Below are 20,478 nucleotides of genomic sequence, written 5' to 3'. Positions count from 1 at the left end.
CCTCGGACGCCCGGCATTCAGGGGCCGTACATGTCCATCATATCGCTCGATAGCGTCTGCAAGAGCTTTGGCGCGCTCAAGGTCGCCGACGCAATCACTTTCGAGGTGCGCGAAGGTGAGGCCCTGGGCATTATCGGCCCGAACGGCGCCGGCAAGTCGACGCTCTTCAATCTCATCACCGGAAACATCGCCGCAGACAGCGGCACAGTTCATTTCCTCGGCGAGGACGTGACCCGGCAGAGCGCCATGCAACGCTGCCTCAACGGCATTGGCCGCTCGTTCCAGATTCCGCAGCCCTTCGGCAAGATGACCGTATTCGAGAACCTGCTGGTTGCCGGCTCTTTCGGGCAGGGCAAGAGCGAGCGCGCCGTTGAACAGGCTGCCGCCGATATTCTGGATCGCACCGGTCTCATAGGTCGCGCCAACACGGTCGCGGATAGCCTCTCCCTCCTGGAGCGCAAGCGGCTGGAACTGGCGCGCGCGCTGGCCACGGCCCCCAGGCTGCTCCTGCTTGACGAGATCGCGGGCGGTCTCACTGAGGGCGAGTGCAGCCAACTCGTGGGGACTATCAAGGACATCCATGCCACCGGGACGACGATCATCTGGATCGAGCACGTTCTGCATGCGCTCACCTCCGTGGTTGAGCGGTTGCTTGTGCTCGATTTCGGCAAGGTCATCGCAGTGGGCGAGCCCGCGGGCATCATGGCGCGGCCGCAAGTACGTGAAATCTATCTGGGGATCGAAGTCTGATGGCGATGCTCTCCACCCACGGGCTGACCGCCCACTACGGTCAGTTTCAGGCGCTGTTCGGCGTCGATATCACGCTTGATGCGGGCGAATGCGTGGCCATTATCGGCGCCAATGGCGCCGGCAAGACAACGCTGCTGCGCTCGCTGTCGGGCGTGTTGCGCAACGAGCCGCAATCGATCCGTTACCGGGGCGAACCCATCGGTGCATTGCCGGCCGACGCAGTCATGAAGCGTGGCGTTGCCATGGTCCCTGAAGGGCGGAAGCTGTTTCCCTCCCTCACGGTTGAGGAAAACCTGCTGATCGGCGCTCATGCGCGCAGGGGTTCGGGCTCCTGGACGCTCGATGCCATCTACAATCTGTTCCCCATCCTCAAGGAGCGCCGCGACAATGCGGGCACCGCACTCTCCGGTGGGCAACAGCAGATGGTGGCCATCGGTCGCGCGCTGATGAGCAATCCTGATGTGCTTCTTTGCGACGAGATTTCGCTCGGCCTGGCTCCGGTGGTTATCCGTGACATCTACAAAGCCATGCCCCGCATCCGCGAAGGCGGCGCGGCGGTGATCATCGTCGAGCAGGATATCGGCCAGGCTCTGGAGGTGGCGGACCGGGTCTACTGCATGATGGAGGGCAGGGTGACCCTGTCGGGCACGCCGACAGACCTCACGCGCGAGGCCATCCACGCCGCCTATTTCGGAGCGGCAGCATGAACTGGATCGACACAATCGTGCAGGGCATCCTGCTCGGCGGACTCTACGCGCTGTTCGCCGCCGGTCTCAGCCTCGTTTTTGGTATCATGCGGCTGGTCAACCTCGCGCATGGCGACCTTATCGTGCTCGCCGCCTACCTGATCCTCCTGATCGTGTCGCTGCTCGGCCTCTCGCCCTTCGTTGCGGCGCTGATCGCCCTCCCGCTGATGTTCGGCCTTGGCTATGTGCTGCAGAAGGTGGTGCTGAACCGCGTCCTTGGCGAGGACATCCTTCCCCCGCTACTGGTGACTTTCGGCATTTCGGTCGTCATCCAGAATGCGCTGCTTCAAGGGGCATCAGCCGATACGAGGCGCCTGCCTACGGGTGATGTTGGTGTGGCCTCCATCAGTCTTGGCGGCATCAATGTCGGCATTCTGCCGCTTCTGACCTTCGGATCGGCCGTCGCCGTCATCCTCATCCTCAATCACGTTTTTTATCGCACCGCGCTGGGCCGATCTTTCCGCGCCACTTCGGATGACCCGACAACGGCGAGCCTGATGGGGATCCGGCCAAACGCGGTTTTCGCCCAGGCGACAGGCATCGCGATGATGATTGTCACGATCGCCGCGCTCTATCTTGGCATGCGGGCCAATTTTGACCCGGCGGTGGGCCCGGCGCGGCTTATCTATGCCTTCGAGGCCGTGATCATCGGGGGACTGGGCTCGCTCTGGGGCACTCTGGCGGGCGGCGTGATTATTGGTCTTGCGCAGACGATCGGCGCAGCGATCAACCCGGAGTGGCAGATCCTTTCCGGCCACATCGCCTTCCTCCTTGTTCTGCTGTTCAAGCCGCGCGGCCTTTTCCCGCGCGCATTTGATTGAGGCCGGCCATGACGATCTCCGCGCCAGACACGATCTACCGTGTCGAAACCAGAACGAGAACTTCGACGATTGCTGGGCTCGTTGGCATCGTGCTCATTCTCGTGCTCTTCGCGGCGCCCGCCTTTGCCTCGCGAGGCCTTATCCAGGATTTGTTCTTTATCCTGACCATGCTGACACTGGCCCAGTTCTGGAACCTGCTGGCCGGCTATGGCGGGCTGGTTTCGGTCGGCCAGCAGGCATTCGTGGGCATCGGCGCCTACGCGCTCTTCGCGGCAGTTATTCTTTGGGGTCTCGATCCGGTGCCTGCCATTCTGCTCGGCGGTGTTGCCGCGCTGGTTTTGGCAGTGCCCTTCGGGTTTTTTGCATTCCGCCTGCAGGGAGCCTATTTCGCCATCGGCACATGGGTCCTGGCGGAAGTTGTTCGCCTGATCGTGGCGCAATGGCGCGCCGTGGGTGGTGGCACCGGCACCTCGCTGCCGCGCACCGCCACGGAAAACATCATCTTCACCGACCAGATTGCTGCCCTGTTCGACGTGCGGGCCTCGGCGGCGCGCGACATTCTCGCCTATTGGCTCGCGCTCGTTCTCGCCATTCTGACCATTGGCGGCATTTACTGGCTTCTGCGCTCCAAGCGCGGTCTGGGCCTGGCGGCCGTGCGTGACAATCCACAAGCGGCGCGTTCAGTCGGCGTCGATGCGCAGCGCGTCAAATGGTTTGTCTTCCTGACGGCCGCGCTCGGTACCGGGCTGACCGGTGCGCTGATCTACATGCAGAAGGCGCGCATTTCGCCGGACGCAGCCTTCTCGCTCAATGACTGGACAGCCTATGTCATCTTCATCGTCGTGATCGGTGGCATCGGCACGATCGAGGGCCCAATCGTCGGTGTTCTGATCTTTTTCCTGCTCCAGACGCTGCTGGCCCAGTACGGTGCCTGGTACCTGATGATCCTCGGCCTCATCGGCATCGGCGTCATGCTGCTCGCCCCGCGCGGGCTGTGGGGCAGCTTCTCCGACCGCACCGGCATTCAGCTTTTCCCAATTCGGCGGCGCCTCATGGGCGGACCGCTCACCATCAAAACGCCCTCAAGGGAGGAATAATCATGGCGGAAATCACAACCGACGTTCTGGTCATCGGCACGGGTCCTGCCGGCTCGGCGACGGCCGCACTGCTGTCCAGCTATGGCGTGGATAACGTGGTCATCAACCGGTATCGGTGGCTGGCCAATACGCCGCGCGCGCACATCACAAACCAGCGCACCATGGAAGTGTTGCGCGACATGGGCCGGGACGTCGAAGAGGAGGCATACCTCTTTGCAACGCACCAGGACTTGATGGGCGAGAATATCTTCTGCGAGAGCCTCGCCGGAGAGGAAATCGGCCGCATGAAGAGCTGGGGCAACCACCCGCTCTCGAGGGCCGAGCATGATCTGTCCTCACCCAGCAAGATGAACGACCTGCCGCAGACCTTCATGGAACCGCTGCTGTTCAAGACTGCGTGCTCGCGTGGATCACAGGCCCGCATGTCGACTGAATACCTGCGCCATGAGCAGGATGCAGAAGGTGTCACCACGACTTGCCTCGACCGCCTGACCGGCAAGGAAATCACCATCCGCTCCAAATTTCTCGTCGGGGCCGATGGCGGCAACTCCAAGGTCGCCGAACATGCCGGCCTGCCCTTTGAGGGCCAGATGGGCGTTGGCGGTTCCATGAACATCCACTTCCGCGCCGATCTCTCGCGCTACGTCGCACACAGGCCGTCCGTGCTCTATTGGGTGCTGCAGCCGGGCGCCGACGTGGGTGGCATCGGCATGGGCCTGGTGCGCATGGTCCGCCCCTGGAACGAGTGGCTGATCGTTTGGGGCTACGACATCAACCAACCGGCCCCGGTTGTGGATGCAGAGTTTGCGACCGGCGTCGCCCGTCAGTTGGTCGGTGATCCCGACCTCAATATCGAACTCCTGTCCGCCAATACCTGGACTGTCAACAACATGTACGCGACCCATATGCAGAAAGGCCGCGTCTTCATCATGGGCGACGCCGCGCACCGGCATCCGCCCTCCAATGGCCTTGGTTCCAATACGTCCATTCAGGACGGATTTAACCTGGCCTGGAAGCTTGCCGCGGTGATCCGGGGCGAGGCCGGAATGGGACTGCTCGACTCCTACTCGGTGGAACGAGCCCCGGTTGCCAAGCAGATCGTCACGCGCGCCAACCAGTCCATTGGTGAAACCGGTGCGATATTCGAAGCACTAGGCATGACCGGCGGCACCGACATTGAGAAGATCAAGGCGTCGATGAAGGCCCGTTGCGATGCGACGCCGGCTGCCGAACGCCAGCGCGAGGCCTTGCGCCAGGCCATCGCGTTCAAAAAATACGAGTTCGACGCGCATGGCGTCGAGATGAACCAGCGCTACAAGTCTGAGGCCGTGGTTGCCGACGGCCAGATGGAGCCGAGCTTCGAACTCGACGCTGAACTGCATTACCAGCCGACCACCTGGCCCGGTGCGCGTCTGCCACATGCCTGGCTTTTTGATGCCCATGGCGGCAAGCACTCAACCCTGGACGTGACCGGCAAGGGGCGTTTCACCATCCTCACCGGCATTGCTGGCGAGACTTGGGCAAAGGCGGCCGAAAAGGTGGCCAAGGCCATGGGTGTTTCGCTGGTGACCCATGTCATCGGCCCACGTCGCGCCTTGTCGGACCTCGAAGGCTCCTGGGCGAGGGCAAGAGAAGTGACTGACAGCGGCTGCGTGCTGGTGCGGCCCGACCATCATGTTGCCTGGCGCGCCGAAGAAATGGTGGCCGACCCTGCCGGCGAACTGAGCCGCGTCCTGTCCTCCATCCTTGACCGTGACAATCTCGCCCAGCGCAGCGCTGCAGAATAGGAGGCTGAAAATGGCCGACACTATCGATTATTTCACCGAGGCGCGCAGCGTCGAGGCCGTCAACGCCCGCATGCGCGAGGGGATAAATCCACGGCTGGCAACGGTCATGGCTTCTTTGGTCAAACACCTTCATGCCTTTGCCAAGGACATTGAACTGACCCAGGAGGAATGGGGTGTCGCCATCGACTTTCTCACCCGCACCGGCCAGATCAGCAACGCCAACCGGCAGGAGTTCATTCTCCTCAGCGACGTCCTCGGCTTTTCGATGCTGGTCGACGCCATCAATAATCGCCGTCCGACCGGGGCGACGGAGAACACCGTTTTCGGTCCTTTCCACGTAGACGGGGCGCCCGAATACCCAATGGGCACCAACATATCGCTTGATGGGAAGGGTGAGAGTTGCCTCTTTGTCGGTCATGTCCGTGACATCGACGGGAAGCCTGTTGAAGGGGCGCGTATCGATGTGTGGTGCGACAACGCCGAGGGCTTTTACGATGTGCAACAGCCCGACATTCAGCCCAAATGGAACAATCGCGGCATTTTCGTTACCGGACCCGACGGGGCCTATAGCTTTCGGGGCATCCGCCCGGTTTCCTATCCCATCCCCGACGACGGGCCAGTCGGCCAGATGCTTGCCGCCCTTGGCCGTCACCCCAACCGACCGGCGCATATGCATTTCCTGGTGACCGCTCCGGGCTACCAGACCATCGTCACACACACCTTCGTCGAGGGCGACCAGTGGCTCACCTCGGACGCTGTGTTTGGCGTGAAAGCATCGTTGATCGCTTCAATGGAGCCCGGCACTGATACAGTGTGGAAATCAAGCTTCGACTTCATTCTGACCGGGGCCGGTTCGCGCACGGCCTGAAATCGCACAATGGATAAGTCGGCTCTGATCCTGTCGCCGCAATGCGGCTGCTATCTCGCCTTCGAACACGAGCCCATTACCGGGCCATAATCCGGGCCCCAACGAAAAGGGGTCAGCAGATACACTGCTAACCCCTCGAATTTGTTGGTGGGCCCACCAGGACTCGAACCTGGAACCAGACCGTTATGAGCGGTCGGCTCTAACCATTGAGCTATAGGCCCCTGTGCGGGTCATATCAGGGTCGCGGCGGGTGTCAAAGCCTCAATGCGCGTGGGCCGTCAATATCATCTGGTGACAAACCAGCCGGCTTGATTTCGGGTCTGGGGCGGGATATTTCAACGCAACGGTCTGCAGTTCACCGAGGCGTCGCCGTCCCATCCGGGAAGCTAAACCTGCTCTTCTTCGACCCATTCGACACGCACTTTCTCTGGTGCCCGTCGCAAGCCGGCGACCGACGACACCGTCTCTTGCGGACGGGTATGGGCACGCTTGAGGATGAGCTATGTCGAGACAGGTCCTTTCCCTGACCATTGCCGATGTGTCGGCCTTCGCCAAAAGCCTGCGCGAGCAGGTCGTCAAGGCTGATGACAAACCCAGCCATGTTGAAATGCTCAACATGCTGGCCCGTTCGGCCGGGTTTCGGAATTTTCAGCATTTCAGGAGCATTGCCCAGGACTTGCCAAAGCCCGAAGCGGTGGATCTGACACTGGTGGAGAAGGTCAGCCGGCACTTTGACGCCCAAGGTGTGTTGCTGCGCTGGCCATCCAGGAACAGCCTGCAGCCGTTGTGCCTATGGGCGCTGTGGGCGCGCATGGAGCCGAACCGCGCCTATAGCGACAAGGAGAACACCGAGCTGCTCAATGCCTGGGCAAGCTTCGGCGATCACGCCTTGCTGCGAAGGGCGCTGGTGGATTTGGGCTATGTGACCCGTACCCCCGATGGGAGAACCTATCGGCGCATCGAGCAGAAGCCGCCGGCCGAGCTCTCTGCTCTGCTCAAGCGCATCTCACCACAGCCCGCCTGAGGGCCGGGCCTTCATGGTGAGTCTGCTCATTTTTGGCAGTTCGGCGTTCATGAACGGCTTGGCTTAAGCGATCTTGGAGATGCGCTGCATGGCGATCTGGGAGAAGAGGTTGCCCATTTCCACGGCGTTGTTCGCCTGGATCGACGCGAAGCTGTTGGCCAAGCCGGCGTTTTTCTGGGCGATTTCGGCGGCCATGGCGCGGCGCTCGCGCTGATACTGTATCCGCTCATAGGGGGAGAGCTGATGCATGTTGTAGCGGTTGATCTTGACGCTGCCATAAGCCATGTCCGTGAGGCTGGCTGATTATGGTTAACCAAAGGTAAAGTGGTTAGCAGACTGCTAACATTTGCGACCGCGTAAGCTTAGTGCTGCGTCACAACAAGGCCGGCTGCGCCCGCCATCATGGCGCCAGCGGTCTTGTTGAGCCGCCCGAGGGCCTTTTCGCTGCGAAACATGTCGCGCGCGGCCGAGGCCAGCCAGGCATAGCCGCAGCCGATCAGCAGCAACACGACCACCACTATTCCTGTGAGTTCGACAAAGGCGACCGGGTTCATTTCGCCCAAAGGCACGACGGTGGGCAAGATGGCGAGGTAGAAGACGATGGTCTTGGGATTACCCATGGTCAGCGAGAAGCCGGCGAGGAAAGTCTTCCAGGGGTCTTCGTTCTTGGGCTTCATCTGCTCCGAGCCGGGACGGGCCGTCCAGAAGCGGTAGGCGATATAGAGCAGATAGGCTGCGCCGGCCCAACGGACGATGGTGAAGACCGGGCCGAACCAGGTGGCAATGGCGGCAAGGCCGAAAACGGCAAAGAAGAAATAGACCAGATCGCCCGCCAGAATGCCCAGCACCATGGGGAAGGCCCCCTTGAAGCCGCCACCAAGAGCGCGAGCAACCACAGCGGCCACGCCGGGGCCGGGCACCAGCACGGCGATGGCATAGGCGATGGTGAAGGCCGAGAGGGTGAACAGATCCATGGCGGGCATCCGGGAATAAGCGCCCGGACATTACGCCTCGGCAGGGCGATTTGCCAGAGGCGGCGCGAGCGATTATGTAGGACGGATCGCAACCCGACCGGACGGTTCCCAATGGATCGCATCCTCACAGCAAAGCCGACTTTCTTTGCCCTTGAGGATTTGCCCAACCATGCCTTCCGTAACGCTATCGCGACTGACCTACACCGGCCCTGACGGCCAGACCCTTTTCTCCCATCTCGACCTCAGTTTCGGCACCGGACGCACCGGTCTTGTCGGCCGCAATGGCGTGGGCAAGACGACGCTGCTGCGGCTCATCACCGGCGAGCTGCCCCCCGCATCCGGCACGGTCAGCGTTGCCGGGCGGATCGGCGTGTTGCGGCAGCAGGTGCAGCCGGGGCCATATGAGACCATTGCCGATCTGTTCCGGGTTCGGGCCGGCCTTGCCCTCATCGATCGCGCCATGGCGGGAGAGGCCAGCGCCGAGGAACTGGCCGAGGCCGACTGGACGCTGGAGGCGCGGCTCGACGCAGCGCTGGCGGCGCTGGCTCTGGATGTTCGGCCGGACACCTTGCTCTCGACCCTCTCGGGTGGGCAGCGGACACGGGCGGCTTTGGCGGCCCTGCAGTTCGATGCGCCGGACCTGATCCTGCTCGACGAGCCGACCAATAATCTGGATGCCGAGGGCAGGGCGGCGGTGGCCGTGATGCTGGCAGGCTGGCGCGACGCGGCCATTGTCATCAGTCATGATCGTGGCCTGCTCGACACCATGGATGCCATTGTCGAACTGACCAGCCTTGGCGCCACCACCTATGGCGGCAACTACACGCACTACCGGGAGCGCAAGGCGCTGGAACTGGCCTCGGCCCAGCGCGACCTCTCGGTGGCGGAGCGGCAGGTGGGCGAGACGGCCAAGGCGGCGCAGGAGGCGCGCGAGCGACAGGCCCGGCGCGATGCCGGGGGTCGCAGGAAGGCGGCCAAGGGGGACATGCCAAAAATCCTCCTCGGCGGCATGAAGCGGCGGGCCGAGGCGACGGCGGGCGGGCTCGACCTTCTGGGGGAAAAGCAGGCCGATGCGGCGCAGATGCAGGCGGAGGAGGCGCGGGCGAGGATCGAGGTGCTGACGCCCTTTGCCGTCAAGCTCAAGCCGAGCGGATTGCCCTCGGGAAAGGTGGTGCTGCGGGCCAGTGGTGTCAGCGGCGGATACGATCCCGAGCGACCGGTGATCGAAGATTTTTCCCTCGACATGATCGGGCCGGAGCGGGTCGCGATCACCGGGCCCAATGGCGTGGGCAAGACGACCTTGCTGAAACTGCTGACCGGGGAGCTGGCGCCGAGCGCGGGCACGGTGCAGATCGGCGGGCCGATGGTGCTGCTCGACCAGCAGGTCGGGCTGTTGGACCGGAGGGAGAGCATCCTGGAGAATTTCCGGCGGCTCAATCCGGAAAGCTCTGTCAACGATTGCCGGGCGGTGCTGGCGGCGTTCAAGTTCCGCAATGATGCTGCGCTGCAGAGCGTTGGCACTTTGAGCGGCGGGGAAATGCTGCGTGCCGGGCTGGCCTGCGTGCTCGGCGGTGCGACCCCGCCCATGTTGGTGGTACTGGACGAGCCCACCAATCATCTCGACATCGAGGCCGTAGAGGTTGTGGAGGCGGGGCTGCGGGCATTCGACGGCGCGCTGCTGGTGATCAGCCACGATCCTGCGTTCCTGGAGGCGATCGGGGTAGAGCGGGAGGTGGTTCTGGGGTGAGGGGAGGAATTGCTCGAGGCGAGGAGGGGGGGGGAAGCGGTCAGTCCGTTGTCGATGTGCGAATGACGGCTCCGCGCAAAGAACGGCCCTGCGCCCCATGCAAACCAAGATCTCACCTGACCCTGCTTTGGGTGCGATGGCCTTCGACAGTATCCCCCAGGCGCTGTTCCGACAGCATGGCTACAAACGCGGTTACCCTGGGCGGGCGAAAACGAGCGGGGGGAAGGACGACATGGACTCCGCCCTCGGGCAGCTCCCAGTCAGGGAGCAGCCGCACGAGCTGGCCAGACCGAATGTACTCATCAACCAGAAAGTCGGGCAATACGGACATGCCGCCGCCAGCCAGAGTGGCCGCCAGAGCAGCGGGCGTGGAATTGGTTAGAATATGCTGACCCAACCGCACGGTGGTCTCATCGCCACCGGCCCTGGTGAAGTGCCATAGCAGCGGATCTTTCAACGACGCATTTGCGATAAACGGCAGGGCCCCCAGGTCCGCAGGCCCTGCAACGCGCCCCGCCGCGTTAGCGCTCGAAGCCGCTACAACGAACTGTCGAAACGTACCAATCCGGCGCGCCAGATTGCTGGAATCCTGAAGCCAGCCGACGCGGATGGCAAGATCGATGTGGGCTTCGACCAGATCGATCTTGGTATCCGAGAGCAGCAGTTCCACCCTGCATTCCGGATATTGCTGGGTGAACTTTGCGACAGCCGGCGCCACGATCGAGGCCCCGAAGTCATTGGGTGCGGTGACCTTGAGCACCCCGCGCGGTTCCGCATTGAACTGCGCCACCTCGCCAATGGCGTCCTCCGCATTGCTGAAGATCGTCACGCATCGATTATGCAGCAACCGCCCCGCTTCGGTGAGATCGACGCGGCGGGTGGTGCGAATGAGCAGGCTTGTCCGCAGGTCGGCCTCCAGGCGCCGCACCTGCTCGCTGACCACCGCCTTGGTGATCCCGAGGCGCTCGGCTGCGCGGGTGAACGAGCCGGTTTCGGCGACCGCAACGAAGTAGGCTAGACGGTTGAGATTGATCGCCTCCATGGCCGATCTCCATTGTATGGTTTTGGCTTACAGTTAATCAGCCAAGAGGTGATTTATCAATCAATAGCGGCGGCCTATCTCTGCATCACTTCAACTTCAGACGCGGAGAGCGCGATGACTACGCTTGAATGGAAACACTTCCCAGCGGGCCCCAACGGCTTCTTTCGGGCGCCCGTCCTGCTAACGGGTCCGACAGAGGCCCTGCTTGTCGATGGTGGTTTCACCTATGCCGACGGACGTGCCCTGGCAGAGGCGATAAAGGCCACCGGCAAGTCGCTCAAGACCATCTATGTCAGTCAGTCCGATCCGGACTTTTATTTTGGTCTCGGGCCGGTGCGTGCCGCCTTTCCTGATGCCAAGGTTCTGGCGGCGTCGGCCACCATCGAGGCGATCAGGGGCAACGTTGCCAAGAAGCTTGCGACGTGGGGACCCCAACTGGGCGAAAACGGTCCGCAGGCGCTCGCCGACATCGTGATGCCGGAGGCCTTCGATGGACCGTCCTTGTCGGTCGACGGCGAAACGGTCGAAATCGTGCCGGCCAGCGGTCTCGCCAATCGGCGCTCCCTGTTCGTGCCCTCGCTGAATGCGGTTTTCGGCGGCGTCATGATCTTCTCGGGCGTTCATGTTTGGACGGCAGACACGGCCACCAAAGAGCTGCGCGCCGCATGGATTGCCAATCTGGACCGGATCGCTGCCCAGAACCCTGCCGTGGTCGTCCCCGGTCACATGGATCCCGAAGCGCCGCTGGGCCTTGCGGCCATAGAACATACCAAGTCCTACCTCCTTGCCTTCGAGGCGGAGCTGGCACAGGCCAAGGACGCCGCCGGCCTCAAGGCTGCAATGGAAGCACGCTTCCCGGGCCTAGGCATGGGCGTGGCACTCGACCTCGGCGCCAAGGTTGCGACCGGCGAGATGAAGTGGGGCTGAAATGAGCGGCAATCTGGACCTGGTCCGGGCCACTTATGAAGGCTCCTCCGAAGAGAACGGCCGCAACCTGCTTGCGGTCCTCTCCCCCGATGTCCAATGGACGGAAGCCGAGGGCTTTCCTTATGCCGGCACCTATGTGGGCATTGATGCTTTGATGCAGGGCGTGTTTCACCGCCTTGCGACGGAGTGGATCGGCTATCGGGCCGACGTTCACACCTACCTCGCCGATGGTGACCGGGTGGCCGCCTTCGGCGTCTATTCGGGCACCTACAAAGCCACGGGCAAGGCGATGACCGCGCCCTTCGCGCATCTTTACCACATCGCCGGCGGCAAGATCGTTCGCATGACCCAGTATGTGGACACGGTTCTGGTGTCGCGGGCGCTCAGCTGATCATCACACTGGAAAGGACTTCTACCATGAATTCGTCAAGGCTTTTCGCGGCAGCAGCGCTGACCGCAGTCTTCGCGGCCGCCGATCTGTCGTCGGTGGCAGCGCAGGAAATTACACCCGATCAGAAGGTCCAGCAGTATGACCTGACCGAGCAGAACAAGCAGCTGGTGACGACAGCCTACCAGGCTCTGTTCGGAGACCACGACCTTGCGGCACTCGACCGCTATTGGGCTGAAGACTACGTCCAGCACAATCCCTACATGGGTGACGGTCGGGAGGCCGTGAAGCAGGCGCTGGAACAATGGGGTATTCTCAATGCGCCCACGCAGAAGATCGAGTTTCTGCGCGTAATTGCCGAAGGCGATTTGGTCATGACCCAGATTGCCCAGCCCAGCCAGAACAATGGCCCCGTCACTGTCATTGTCGATATTTTCCGGGTTGCGGACGGCAAGATCGTCGAACACTGGGACGTGATGCAGCAGGTTCCGGAAGACGCAACCAACAAGCGGTTGATGTACTAACGGCGCAAGAGCGGTCGTCCGAAATCGTGCGGCCGCTCCAACGATGTCCTGAAAGGTCTGCCGTCAGCCCGGTTTCTGATTGACCGCTTGAGGCGAGAAGCGATTGTTGCGGAAGCGAAACGCCAATGTCCGCGATTGAGTCGAAGCCGGCCACGCCCCCCGTTCGCCATCTCCACACGACAAGGCCCTGCACTTTCGTGCAGGGCCTGTGCCGCGCCGGAGAGGAAGGGGTTATCGCGGCAGCAGCACGTCGTTGACGACGTGGATGACGCCGTTGGACTGGTTGACATCGGCGATGGTCACCAGGGCGGCGCCGCCGGCTTCGTCGTAGATATAGACGTGGTTTCCGCGGACCTCGGCGGTGAGGGCGTCGCCGCTCACGGTCTGCATATTGTAGCGGCCGCCATTGGCGCGAGCGCGGCTGATAAGGTCGCCGGCCGAAAGCTTGCCGGCCACGACATGGGCGGTAAGCACCTTGACCAGCTGGTCCTTGTTCTCCTCCATCAGGAGCGTATCAACGGTGCCCGCGGGCAGTTTGCCGAAGGCGTCATTGGTGGGTGCGAAAACGGTGAAGGGGCCGGGGCCCTGCAGTGTCTCGACAAGGTCTGCAGCCGTGACGGCGGCGACCAGCGTGGTGTGGTCAGCCGAGTTGACGGCGTTCTCGACGATGTTCTTGTCTGCAAACATGGCGGCACCGCCGACCATGGGGTTGTCCTGCGCGATAGCCATGCCGGAGGCAAGGGCGAAGGCTGCAATGGCGACTGCGGACCGGGCGATATTCATGATGCGTCTCCCTGTTGGTGCGGCTGGCGGCTCCTCCCGCCGGGCCGATCACAGAGAGCTACGGGGCGTTTTTGCGCCCAGTTTCGGCGACGGCATCACGCTTGCGTGAGGCTGGGACGATCTGGCGAGAGGATCACGCATCCACTTTTTGGGCGCGGCCTATGGCAGTCGGGCCAGCCGCTCCAGCAGCAGTGCGTAGAAGCCCTCGGCGTCGCCCGAGCGGAGATAGTTGGCATTATAGCTGCGGCCTGAGACGTGCCAGTAGTCGACTACGGTCATGCCCATGGTCAGCTCGCTCGCCGTCTCGATGGTGACATTGCAGTGCCGCCCCTCGAAAAGGCCCGGCTGCAAGAGATAGGCGATCACGGTGGGGTCGTGCAGCGGCGCGCCGTCCCAGCCATATTTCTGCAGGTCGAAGGTCTCCGAGAAGGTCAGCATGGCGTGGACCGCATCGCCGGTCCGGCTGTTCAGTGCCTTGATGGCGGCGAGCCGATCGGGCGTCGACTGGATCATGTGGGTCACGTCGAGCGGCAGGATGGTGATCGGGGCGCCGCAGCGCATGACCACATCGGCCGCCTCGGGATCGACATAGATGTTGAACTCGGCCGCCGGGGTGATGTTGCCCACCTCGAAATAGGCGCCGCCCATCATGACGATTTCCTGGATGCGCTCGGCAATGGCGGGCTGCTTGACCAGCGCCATGGCGATATTGGTCAGTGGCCCGAGGGTGCACAGGGTAATGGTCTTGGGCTCGGCATTCATCAGCGTGTCGATGATGAAATCGACGCCGTGCTGCGGCTGGAGGGGAATGATTGGCTCGGGCAGATCCGGGCCATTGAGGCCGGTTTCACCGTGCACGTGTTCGGCAGTGACCAGATGGCGCCGCATGGGCCGGGAGCAGCCAGCATAGACCGGCACTTCGGTGCGACCGGATAGTTCCACCACCTTGCGGGCGTTGTTGGCGTTGTGATGCAGGCCCACATTGCCGGCCACGGCCACCACGCCCAGCACTTCCAGCTCCTCGGGGGAGGCCAGCGCCATCAGGATGGCGACGGCATCGTCCTGGCCGGGGTCGGTATCGATGATGATCTTGCGAGGCATGGTTGTTCCAGAGACTCAGTTTGAATTTGGCCGGAGCTTATCCAAGGGCCATGACATGGTCGATGACCCGGCCGCGACTGCGGAACGAAAGCCTCAGGGCAAGCGTTCTCGGATATTCCCAACGCGTGGACATATTTGATGCGTCACCTTCCGTCCGCTTCCTCTGCTGCCCTGGATGAAAGCCAGTTCGAGCGCATTCTCAACAATGCCGCGCGGCTAGCCATGGTCGGTATCGGCTTCGCCGTCTTGCTAACGGTCTTGCAGGCGGGGCAGCTGTTTCTGGCGCCGGTCACCCTCGCCATAGTCGTGGGGCTGATGTTTGGCCCTGTCGCTGATCGATTGGAGGGTTGGGGTGTTCCGCCTGCGCTGTCGGCAGGTGTGGTGGTTCTATTGCTCCTGGGGGTAATTGCCGCCTTCGGCGTGCTGTTCGCGGTGCCACTCAGCGAGTGGGTGGCGCGGGCGCCGCTGATTTGGGAAAAATTGCAGGCTCAGTTGGCCAATCTGCGAGAGCCGCTGGAATCGATTGGTGCTTTCCAGGAGCAGCTCAGTTCGGCCCTCGGGTCGGACAGCGCCATGTCCGTTCAGGTCGAGGATTCGAGCACAGTCGCGGGCATGGCCATGCTGGCGCCGGCGGTGCTGGCGCGGGTAGCGATCTTCCTGGCCAGCCTCTATTTTTTCGTGGCCACGCGCGACCATATCCGCATGTCAGTGCTCTCGATGTGCGTGACCCGCCGCATGCGCTGGCGGACAGCCCACGTATTCCGCGATGTCGAACAGAAGGTCAGCCGGTTCCTGTTGTCGGTGACGCTGATCAATATGTGCGTGGGCACCGCGGTGACCATTGCCATGTGGCTGATCGGCATGCCGTCCCCGCTATTGTGGGGTGCCATGGCGGCAGTACTCAACTACATACCCTATGTCGGGCAGGCGATCATGATCACGGTGCTGCTCGCGGTCGGTCTGGGTACGCAGACCGAGTTGGTGCAAATCCTGTTGCCGGTAGCCTGCTATGCCAGCATCAACTTTGTCGAAGGTCAGATCTTCACGCCGCATTTCATCGGCCGGACGCTGACTCTGAACCCGTTCATCATCTTCCTGTCGATTACTTTCTGGATCTGGGCTTGGGGGCCGGTGGGAGGGCTGGTTGCCGTGCCGACCTTGCTGATCGCGCAATCGGTTATTTCGCATGCCCTGCCCAGCAAGCCAGTCAGGCCCCGCCGCCCGGTGCGAAGGACGCGGAACATGACCGACCGCGACGAATTGCTGGCCAATGCGGCCCAGGCCATCCGTGAGCAGCGGCAGGATGCCGAGGGGGAGGAGCGCCGGCAGGACCGTGAGGCGCCACCTCAGGGAACCGGGCCGACCGGGGTGGAGCCGAGCACCACCTGATACTGCATAATCATTGAATCGCTTGACGGCGGCGTGTGGCCAAACCAGTCTTTGCCTCCAATTATGCAGGGGCTGGTGAATGGCTGGAGACGTTGTCACGCATGCGGCCGAGGCCGCGCATCACGGCCTCGACCTGGTGCCGGTGGTCGCCTTGCTGGCGGCCGGTGCCATAGGGGTCCCGCTGTTCAAACGCATAGGCCTGGGGGCGGTCCTGGGCTATCTGGCGGCGGGTTTGCTGCTGGGACCTTCGGGCGTAGGCCTAATCTCCGATCCGGCATCGGTGCTGCATGCGGCAGAGCTCGGCGTGGTGCTGTTCCTCTTCATCATCGGTCTCGAAATGGAACCGAGCCGGCTTTGGGCGCTGCGCAAGCAGATCTTCGGACTGGGCGTGCTGCAGGTGGCGGTGTGCGGCGCGCTGCTCACCGGGGTAGGCGTGTTGCTGGGCTTTGCGCCGCTGGTGGCGTTCGTCTTCGGCATGGGCTTTGTGCTGACCTCCACCGCCATCGTCATGCAGATATTGGGCGAGCGCGGCGAGTTGGCGACGCCGGGCGGGCAGAAAATGGTGTCGGTGCTATTGCTTGAAGACCTGGCGATCGTGCCGCTGCTGGCGGTGGTCGCGTTGCTGGCGCCGTCGACCGGCGATGTGAGCATGCTGGCGCGGCTGATTTCGCTCGGTGTGGCGGTCGGCGCCATCCTGCTGCTGATCTTTCTGGGGCGGCGGATCATGAATCCGTTCTTCGCGCTTCTGGCCCAGTCCAAGGTGCGCGAGGTGATGACGGCGGCCGCGCTGCTGGTGGTGCTGGGCGCCGCCTTGCTGTTTCAGGTGAGCGGATTGTCGATGGCCATGGGGGCATTCCTGGCCGGTGTTCTGCTCTCCACTTCCACCTTCAAGCATCAGCTTGAGGCCGATGTGGAGCCGTTCCGGGGTCTCTTGCTGGGCCTGTTCTTCCTGGCCGTGGGCATGTCGCTGGATCTGCGCGTGGTGGCCGAGAACTGGGGCATCATCGCACTCAGTGTCATCGCTTATATGCTGGTCAAGGCCGTTGCGATCTACGTGATTGCGCGCCTCTTGAAATCCGACCATGGTGAGGCGCTGGAGCGGGCGGTGCTGATGGGGCAGGGCGGCGAATTCGCCTTTGTGCTCTATACGACCGCGGCCTCGAACGGCCTGATCGACGGGCCGACAAATGCCATTTTCACCGCGACAGTCATCATCTCGATGGTGATAACCCCCTTCGCCATCATCGGCATGCGCTACCTGATGCCCAAAGTGGCCCAATCCATGGAGGGCGTGGAGGAGGCTGATGGCCTGAGCGGCAAGGTGCTGATCATCGGCTTCGGACGTTTCGGCCAGATCGTCAGTCAGCCACTGCTGGCATTGCGCCACAGCGTTTCGATCATCGACAATGATACGGACATGATCAGGGCGGCGGCGCAGATCGGGTTCAAGGTCTATTATGGCGACGGCACAAGGCTCGATATCCTGCGCGCCGCCGGCGCGGCCACGGCCGACCTCATCCTGATCTGCACCGACCAGAAGGCGCAGACCACCCGCATTGCCGAATTGCTGCGGGACGAGTTTCCGCTGGCGCGGGTGATGGCGCGGGCCTTTGACCGGTCGCATGGGATCGAATTGGTGCGGGCGGGCGTTGAGTACCAGCTTCGCGAGACTTTTGAGTCGGCGTTGACGTTCGGTGGCACCGCGATTCGGATCTTGGGGGCCACGGACGACGAAGCGGAAGAGGTGCTGGATGGGGTGCGAAGCCGCGACCGCCAGCGCTTCGAATTGCAGCTGGGAGGCGAGGACTGGCGTAACCTCAGCCAGCTCCTGATCAGCAATGCGCGGGACCAGGCCCGCGAAGGCGGCGTCTCGGTGGCTGAGGAAGAGGCGGAAGCCGCTGCCAGCCAGTCGGCGCGGCAGGCGCAGGAGGGCCAGGTCTAGGGGATTTTCACGGGGGCTTTCCCCTGCACAAATTAAGTGCAACACTATCCCCATTCTGAGGGGAACATCGTCATGAACACTGGATTGCGAGATGCCGCAAAAGCCGATCGTTTACGATGCGCCCACGCCAGAACCCCGCGCGATCACCGTTGAGGCCATTCAGGCCGAGATCCTAGAAAAGCTGATCTATTCGGTCGGCAAGGACCCGATCGTTGCCCGGCCGCATGATTGGCTGCGCGCAACCATATTGGCGGTGCGTGATCGCATCATGGACCGCTGGATGGAGAGTTCGCGCGAGACCTGGCGCACCTCGAACAAGCGCGTCTATTACCTCAGCCTCGAATTCCTCATCGGCCGGCTGATGCGCGACGCGATGAGCAATGTGGGGCTGATGGAGCCGGTCGCCGAGGCGTTGAAAAACCTCGATGTCGATCTCGGCGACCTGATCAATCTCGAGCCCGATGCGGCGCTGGGCAATGGCGGTCTCGGCCGCCTGGCCGCATGTTTCCTTGAATCCATGTCTTCGGTGAAAATTCCGGCCTATGGCTATGGCATCCGCTATGTGCATGGCCTGTTCCGCCAGGAGATGAGCGAGGGCTGGCAGGTCGAACTGCCCGAGGAATGGCTGGCGCATGGCAATCCCTGGGAGTTCGAGCGGCGCGAGAGTGCCTATGAGGTTGGTTTCGGCGGTCATGTAGAACCGGTGACCGATCCAGATGGTGAAGTGCGCCAGGAATGGCATCCGAACGAGCACTTGCTGGCTGTGGCCTATGACACCCCGATCGTGGGCTGGCGCGGGGCCCGCGTGAATACGTTGCGGCTCTGGAGCGCTCAGCCGATCGACCCGATCCTGCTCGACAAGTTTAATTCGGGCGACCATATCGGCGCGCTCGAGGAGAGCGCCAAGGCGGAAGCTATCACCCGCGTGCTCTATCCCGCCGATTCAACCGCGGCAGGGCAGGAACTGCGGCTGCGGCAGGAGTTTTTCTTCTCTTCGGCCTCCCTGCAGGACATCGTGCGCCGGCACTTGCAGCAATATGGAGACCTCGGATCACTGGCCGACAAGGTCGCCATCCAGCTCAATGACACGCATCCGGCCATCTCTGTGGCCGAGCTGATGCGCATTCTGGTCGACGACAACGGGATCAAATGGGCCAAGGCCTGGCAGATCACCAAGGGTACATTTGGCTATACCAATCACACCCTGTTGCCCGAGGCGCTGGAGAGCTGGCCGGTGGCGCTGCTCGAACGCCTGCTGCCGCGTCACATGCAGATCGTCTATCAGATCAATGCCGATGTGCTGGCCGAGGCGCGCACCAAGGCGAAGTTTTCTGACCAGCAGATCGCCAATGTGTCGCTGATCGACGAGCATGGCGGGCGCCGCGTGCGCATGGGCCAGTTGGCTTTTGTTGGGTCACACTCGATCAATGGCGTGTCGGCGCTGCATACCGAGTTGATGAAGCAGACCGTGTTTGCCGACCTGCACAAGCTCTATCCCGAGCGCATCAACAACAAGACCAACGGCATTACGCCGCGCCGCTGGCTGATGCAGTGTAACCCTTTGCTGACGCGGCTGATCTCGGACCGCATCGGTCCCGATTTCCTGGACGATATCGACAAGCTGCACCAGCTTGTGCCGCATGCCGAGGACCCCAGCTTCCAGAAGCAGTTTGCCGAGGTGAAGCTCCAAAACAAGAAGAAGCTGGCCAAGCTTATCAAGGACCGGCTCAACATCACCGTTTCGCCCGACGCCATGTTCGATGTGCAGATCAAGCGCATCCATGAATACAAGCGCCAGCTGCTCAATATCATCCATGCAGTGGCGCTCTACGATGAGATCCGCGCCCATCCCGAGAGGGAGTGGGTGCCGCGGGTGAAGATCTTCGCGGGCAAGGCGGCGCCGAGCTATTGGAACGCCAAGCTGATCATCAAGCTGATCAACGACGTCGCGCGGGTCATCAACAACGACCCCGCAGTGCGCGGGCTGCTCAAGGTTGTGTTCCTGCCCAATTACAATGTGAGCCTGGCCGAAGTCATCGTGCCGGCCGCCGACCTGTCAGAGCAGATTTCGACCGCCGGCATGGAAGCCTCGGGCACCGGCAACATGAAGTTCATGGCCAATGGCGCGATCACCATCGGCACGATGGATGGCGCCAATGTCGAAATGCATAAGGAAGTGGGCGACAAGAACATCGTCATCTTCGGCCTGACCACTGACCAGGTGGAGGACAAGCGTGCACGCTCGGAGGTGCCGCGGGCGGCGATAGATGCGTCGCCGCGCCTGCGTGAAGCGCTCGATTCCATCGCTTCGGGAGTTTTCTCCCCGGACGACCCGCATCGCTATCGCGACCTGATTGGCGGGCTGTATGACCATGACTGGTTCATGGTGGCGCGGGACTTCGATGCCTATGCCGCCGCGCAGGGCAAGGTGGATGGTATCTGGCGTGACAAGAAGAAGTGGACCGCTATGGCGATCCGGAACACGGCCAGCGTCGGTTTCTTCTCGTCGGACAGGACGATCCGGCAATATGCAGAAGATATATGGGACGTTCCAACGTCCTAGTGCAG

The 20,478-nt window shown here is 62.4% G+C and carries 19 protein-coding genes and 1 tRNA gene; 14 read left to right on the top strand and 6 right to left on the bottom strand.

Annotation, left to right across the window (positions count from 1 at the left end):
• Positions 1–30: 30 nt before the first annotated feature.
• The 6 genes from QZ564_RS07215 to QZ564_RS07190 are packed head-to-tail and all read left to right on the top strand — an operon-like array spanning position 31 to position 6,069.
• Entirely contained in the window at positions 31–750 is a 720-nt protein-coding gene (locus QZ564_RS07215) for an ABC transporter ATP-binding protein (RefSeq protein WP_297107008.1), read from the top strand.
• Positions 750–1,457, top strand: a complete 708-nt coding sequence (locus tag QZ564_RS07210) for an ABC transporter ATP-binding protein (protein WP_297107005.1) — start codon at positions 750–752, stop codon at positions 1,455–1,457. The genes QZ564_RS07215 and QZ564_RS07210 overlap by 1 nt, the downstream gene beginning before the upstream one ends.
• On the top strand, positions 1,454–2,317 hold the full coding sequence (locus QZ564_RS07205) for a branched-chain amino acid ABC transporter permease (protein ID WP_297107003.1): 864 nt from the start codon (positions 1,454–1,456) through the stop codon (positions 2,315–2,317). The genes QZ564_RS07210 and QZ564_RS07205 overlap by 4 nt, the downstream gene beginning before the upstream one ends.
• Positions 2,318–2,325: 8 nt before the next feature.
• On the top strand, positions 2,326–3,414 hold the full coding sequence (locus tag QZ564_RS07200) for a branched-chain amino acid ABC transporter permease (protein WP_297107001.1): 1,089 nt from the start codon (positions 2,326–2,328) through the stop codon (positions 3,412–3,414).
• A 2-nt stretch (positions 3,415–3,416) separates the two neighbouring features.
• Positions 3,417–5,201 carry an FAD-dependent monooxygenase gene (locus QZ564_RS07195; RefSeq protein ID WP_297106999.1) on the top strand — a complete coding sequence of 595 codons (1,785 nt, stop codon included), beginning with the start codon at positions 3,417–3,419 and terminating at the stop codon, positions 5,199–5,201.
• 10 nt (positions 5,202–5,211) lie between these two features.
• A complete protein-coding gene (locus tag QZ564_RS07190; RefSeq protein ID WP_297106996.1) occupies positions 5,212–6,069 on the top strand; it encodes an intradiol ring-cleavage dioxygenase in 858 nt (285 codons plus the stop codon).
• A gap of 145 nt (positions 6,070–6,214) precedes the next feature.
• On the opposite strand, the gene QZ564_RS07185 is transcribed toward QZ564_RS07190, so the two are convergent.
• Positions 6,215–6,290 (bottom strand) — tRNA-Ile (locus QZ564_RS07185).
• 281 nt (positions 6,291–6,571) lie between these two features.
• On the opposite strand from QZ564_RS07185, the gene QZ564_RS07180 reads away from it, so the two are divergent.
• Positions 6,572–7,093 carry a DUF2087 domain-containing protein gene (locus tag QZ564_RS07180; protein ID WP_297106993.1) on the top strand — a complete coding sequence of 174 codons (522 nt, stop codon included), beginning with the start codon at positions 6,572–6,574 and terminating at the stop codon, positions 7,091–7,093.
• Between the two features lie 63 nt (positions 7,094–7,156).
• On the opposite strand, the gene QZ564_RS07175 is transcribed toward QZ564_RS07180, so the two are convergent.
• Together QZ564_RS07175 and QZ564_RS07170 are read right to left on the bottom strand one after the other, a co-directional pair.
• Positions 7,157–7,378 (bottom strand): hypothetical protein, encoded by a 222-nt coding sequence (locus tag QZ564_RS07175; RefSeq protein ID WP_297106991.1) that lies wholly within the window; start codon positions 7,376–7,378, stop codon positions 7,157–7,159.
• Between the two features lie 77 nt (positions 7,379–7,455).
• Positions 7,456–8,067, bottom strand: coding sequence for a LysE family translocator (locus QZ564_RS07170; RefSeq protein WP_297106988.1), 612 nt, complete (start codon positions 8,065–8,067; stop codon positions 7,456–7,458).
• A gap of 169 nt (positions 8,068–8,236) precedes the next feature.
• On the opposite strand from QZ564_RS07170, the gene QZ564_RS07165 reads away from it, so the two are divergent.
• Positions 8,237–9,814: an ABC-F family ATP-binding cassette domain-containing protein gene (locus QZ564_RS07165; RefSeq protein ID WP_297106984.1), complete on the top strand. Its 1,578-nt coding sequence runs from the start codon at positions 8,237–8,239 to the stop codon at positions 9,812–9,814.
• A gap of 112 nt (positions 9,815–9,926) precedes the next feature.
• On the opposite strand, the gene QZ564_RS07160 is transcribed toward QZ564_RS07165, so the two are convergent.
• The gene (locus QZ564_RS07160) at positions 9,927–10,856 is read right to left on the bottom strand and encodes a LysR family transcriptional regulator (protein WP_297106981.1); all 930 of its coding nucleotides are present in this window, start codon (positions 10,854–10,856) and stop codon (positions 9,927–9,929) included.
• Positions 10,857–10,940: 84 nt separating this feature from the next.
• Between QZ564_RS07160 and QZ564_RS07155 the strand changes: the two genes are divergently transcribed.
• The 3 genes from QZ564_RS07155 to QZ564_RS07145 are packed head-to-tail and all read left to right on the top strand — an operon-like array spanning position 10,941 to position 12,695.
• The gene (locus QZ564_RS07155; RefSeq protein WP_297107094.1) at positions 10,941–11,783 is read left to right on the top strand and encodes an MBL fold metallo-hydrolase; all 843 of its coding nucleotides are present in this window, start codon (positions 10,941–10,943) and stop codon (positions 11,781–11,783) included.
• 1 nt (position 11,784) lies between these two features.
• Positions 11,785–12,174: a nuclear transport factor 2 family protein gene (locus QZ564_RS07150; RefSeq protein ID WP_297106978.1), complete on the top strand. Its 390-nt coding sequence runs from the start codon at positions 11,785–11,787 to the stop codon at positions 12,172–12,174.
• Between the two features lie 26 nt (positions 12,175–12,200).
• The gene (locus QZ564_RS07145; protein ID WP_297106975.1) at positions 12,201–12,695 is read left to right on the top strand and encodes a nuclear transport factor 2 family protein; all 495 of its coding nucleotides are present in this window, start codon (positions 12,201–12,203) and stop codon (positions 12,693–12,695) included.
• A 231-nt stretch (positions 12,696–12,926) separates the two neighbouring features.
• Here the strand turns inward: QZ564_RS07145 and QZ564_RS07140 are convergent, their stop codons facing one another.
• Both QZ564_RS07140 and QZ564_RS07135 read right to left on the bottom strand, forming a co-directional pair.
• Positions 12,927–13,478, bottom strand: a complete 552-nt coding sequence (locus QZ564_RS07140) for a fasciclin domain-containing protein (protein WP_297106973.1) — start codon at positions 13,476–13,478, stop codon at positions 12,927–12,929.
• 159 nt (positions 13,479–13,637) lie between these two features.
• Positions 13,638–14,579 carry a nucleoside hydrolase gene (locus QZ564_RS07135; protein WP_297106970.1) on the bottom strand — a complete coding sequence of 314 codons (942 nt, stop codon included), beginning with the start codon at positions 14,577–14,579 and terminating at the stop codon, positions 13,638–13,640.
• 138 nt (positions 14,580–14,717) lie between these two features.
• Between QZ564_RS07135 and QZ564_RS07130 the strand changes: the two genes are divergently transcribed.
• From QZ564_RS07130 to QZ564_RS07120, 3 genes are all read left to right on the top strand, one after another.
• Positions 14,718–15,968: an AI-2E family transporter gene (locus tag QZ564_RS07130; protein ID WP_297106967.1), complete on the top strand. Its 1,251-nt coding sequence runs from the start codon at positions 14,718–14,720 to the stop codon at positions 15,966–15,968.
• Between the two features lie 79 nt (positions 15,969–16,047).
• Entirely contained in the window at positions 16,048–17,910 is a 1,863-nt protein-coding gene (locus tag QZ564_RS07125) for a monovalent cation:proton antiporter-2 (CPA2) family protein (RefSeq protein WP_297106964.1), read from the top strand.
• 91 nt (positions 17,911–18,001) lie between these two features.
• Complete coding sequence (locus QZ564_RS07120; protein ID WP_297106960.1) at positions 18,002–20,473, top strand: glycogen/starch/alpha-glucan phosphorylase; 2,472 nt, start codon at positions 18,002–18,004, stop codon at positions 20,471–20,473.
• The last annotated feature ends 5 nt before the right edge of the window (positions 20,474–20,478 follow it).

The organism is uncultured Devosia sp. (assembly GCF_913055165.1).
In the GTDB taxonomy this organism is placed as follows: domain Bacteria; phylum Pseudomonadota; class Alphaproteobacteria; order Rhizobiales; family Devosiaceae; genus Devosia.
Note: the sequence above shows the minus strand (reverse complement) of the source record. Positions and strands in the feature narration are given on the sequence as shown.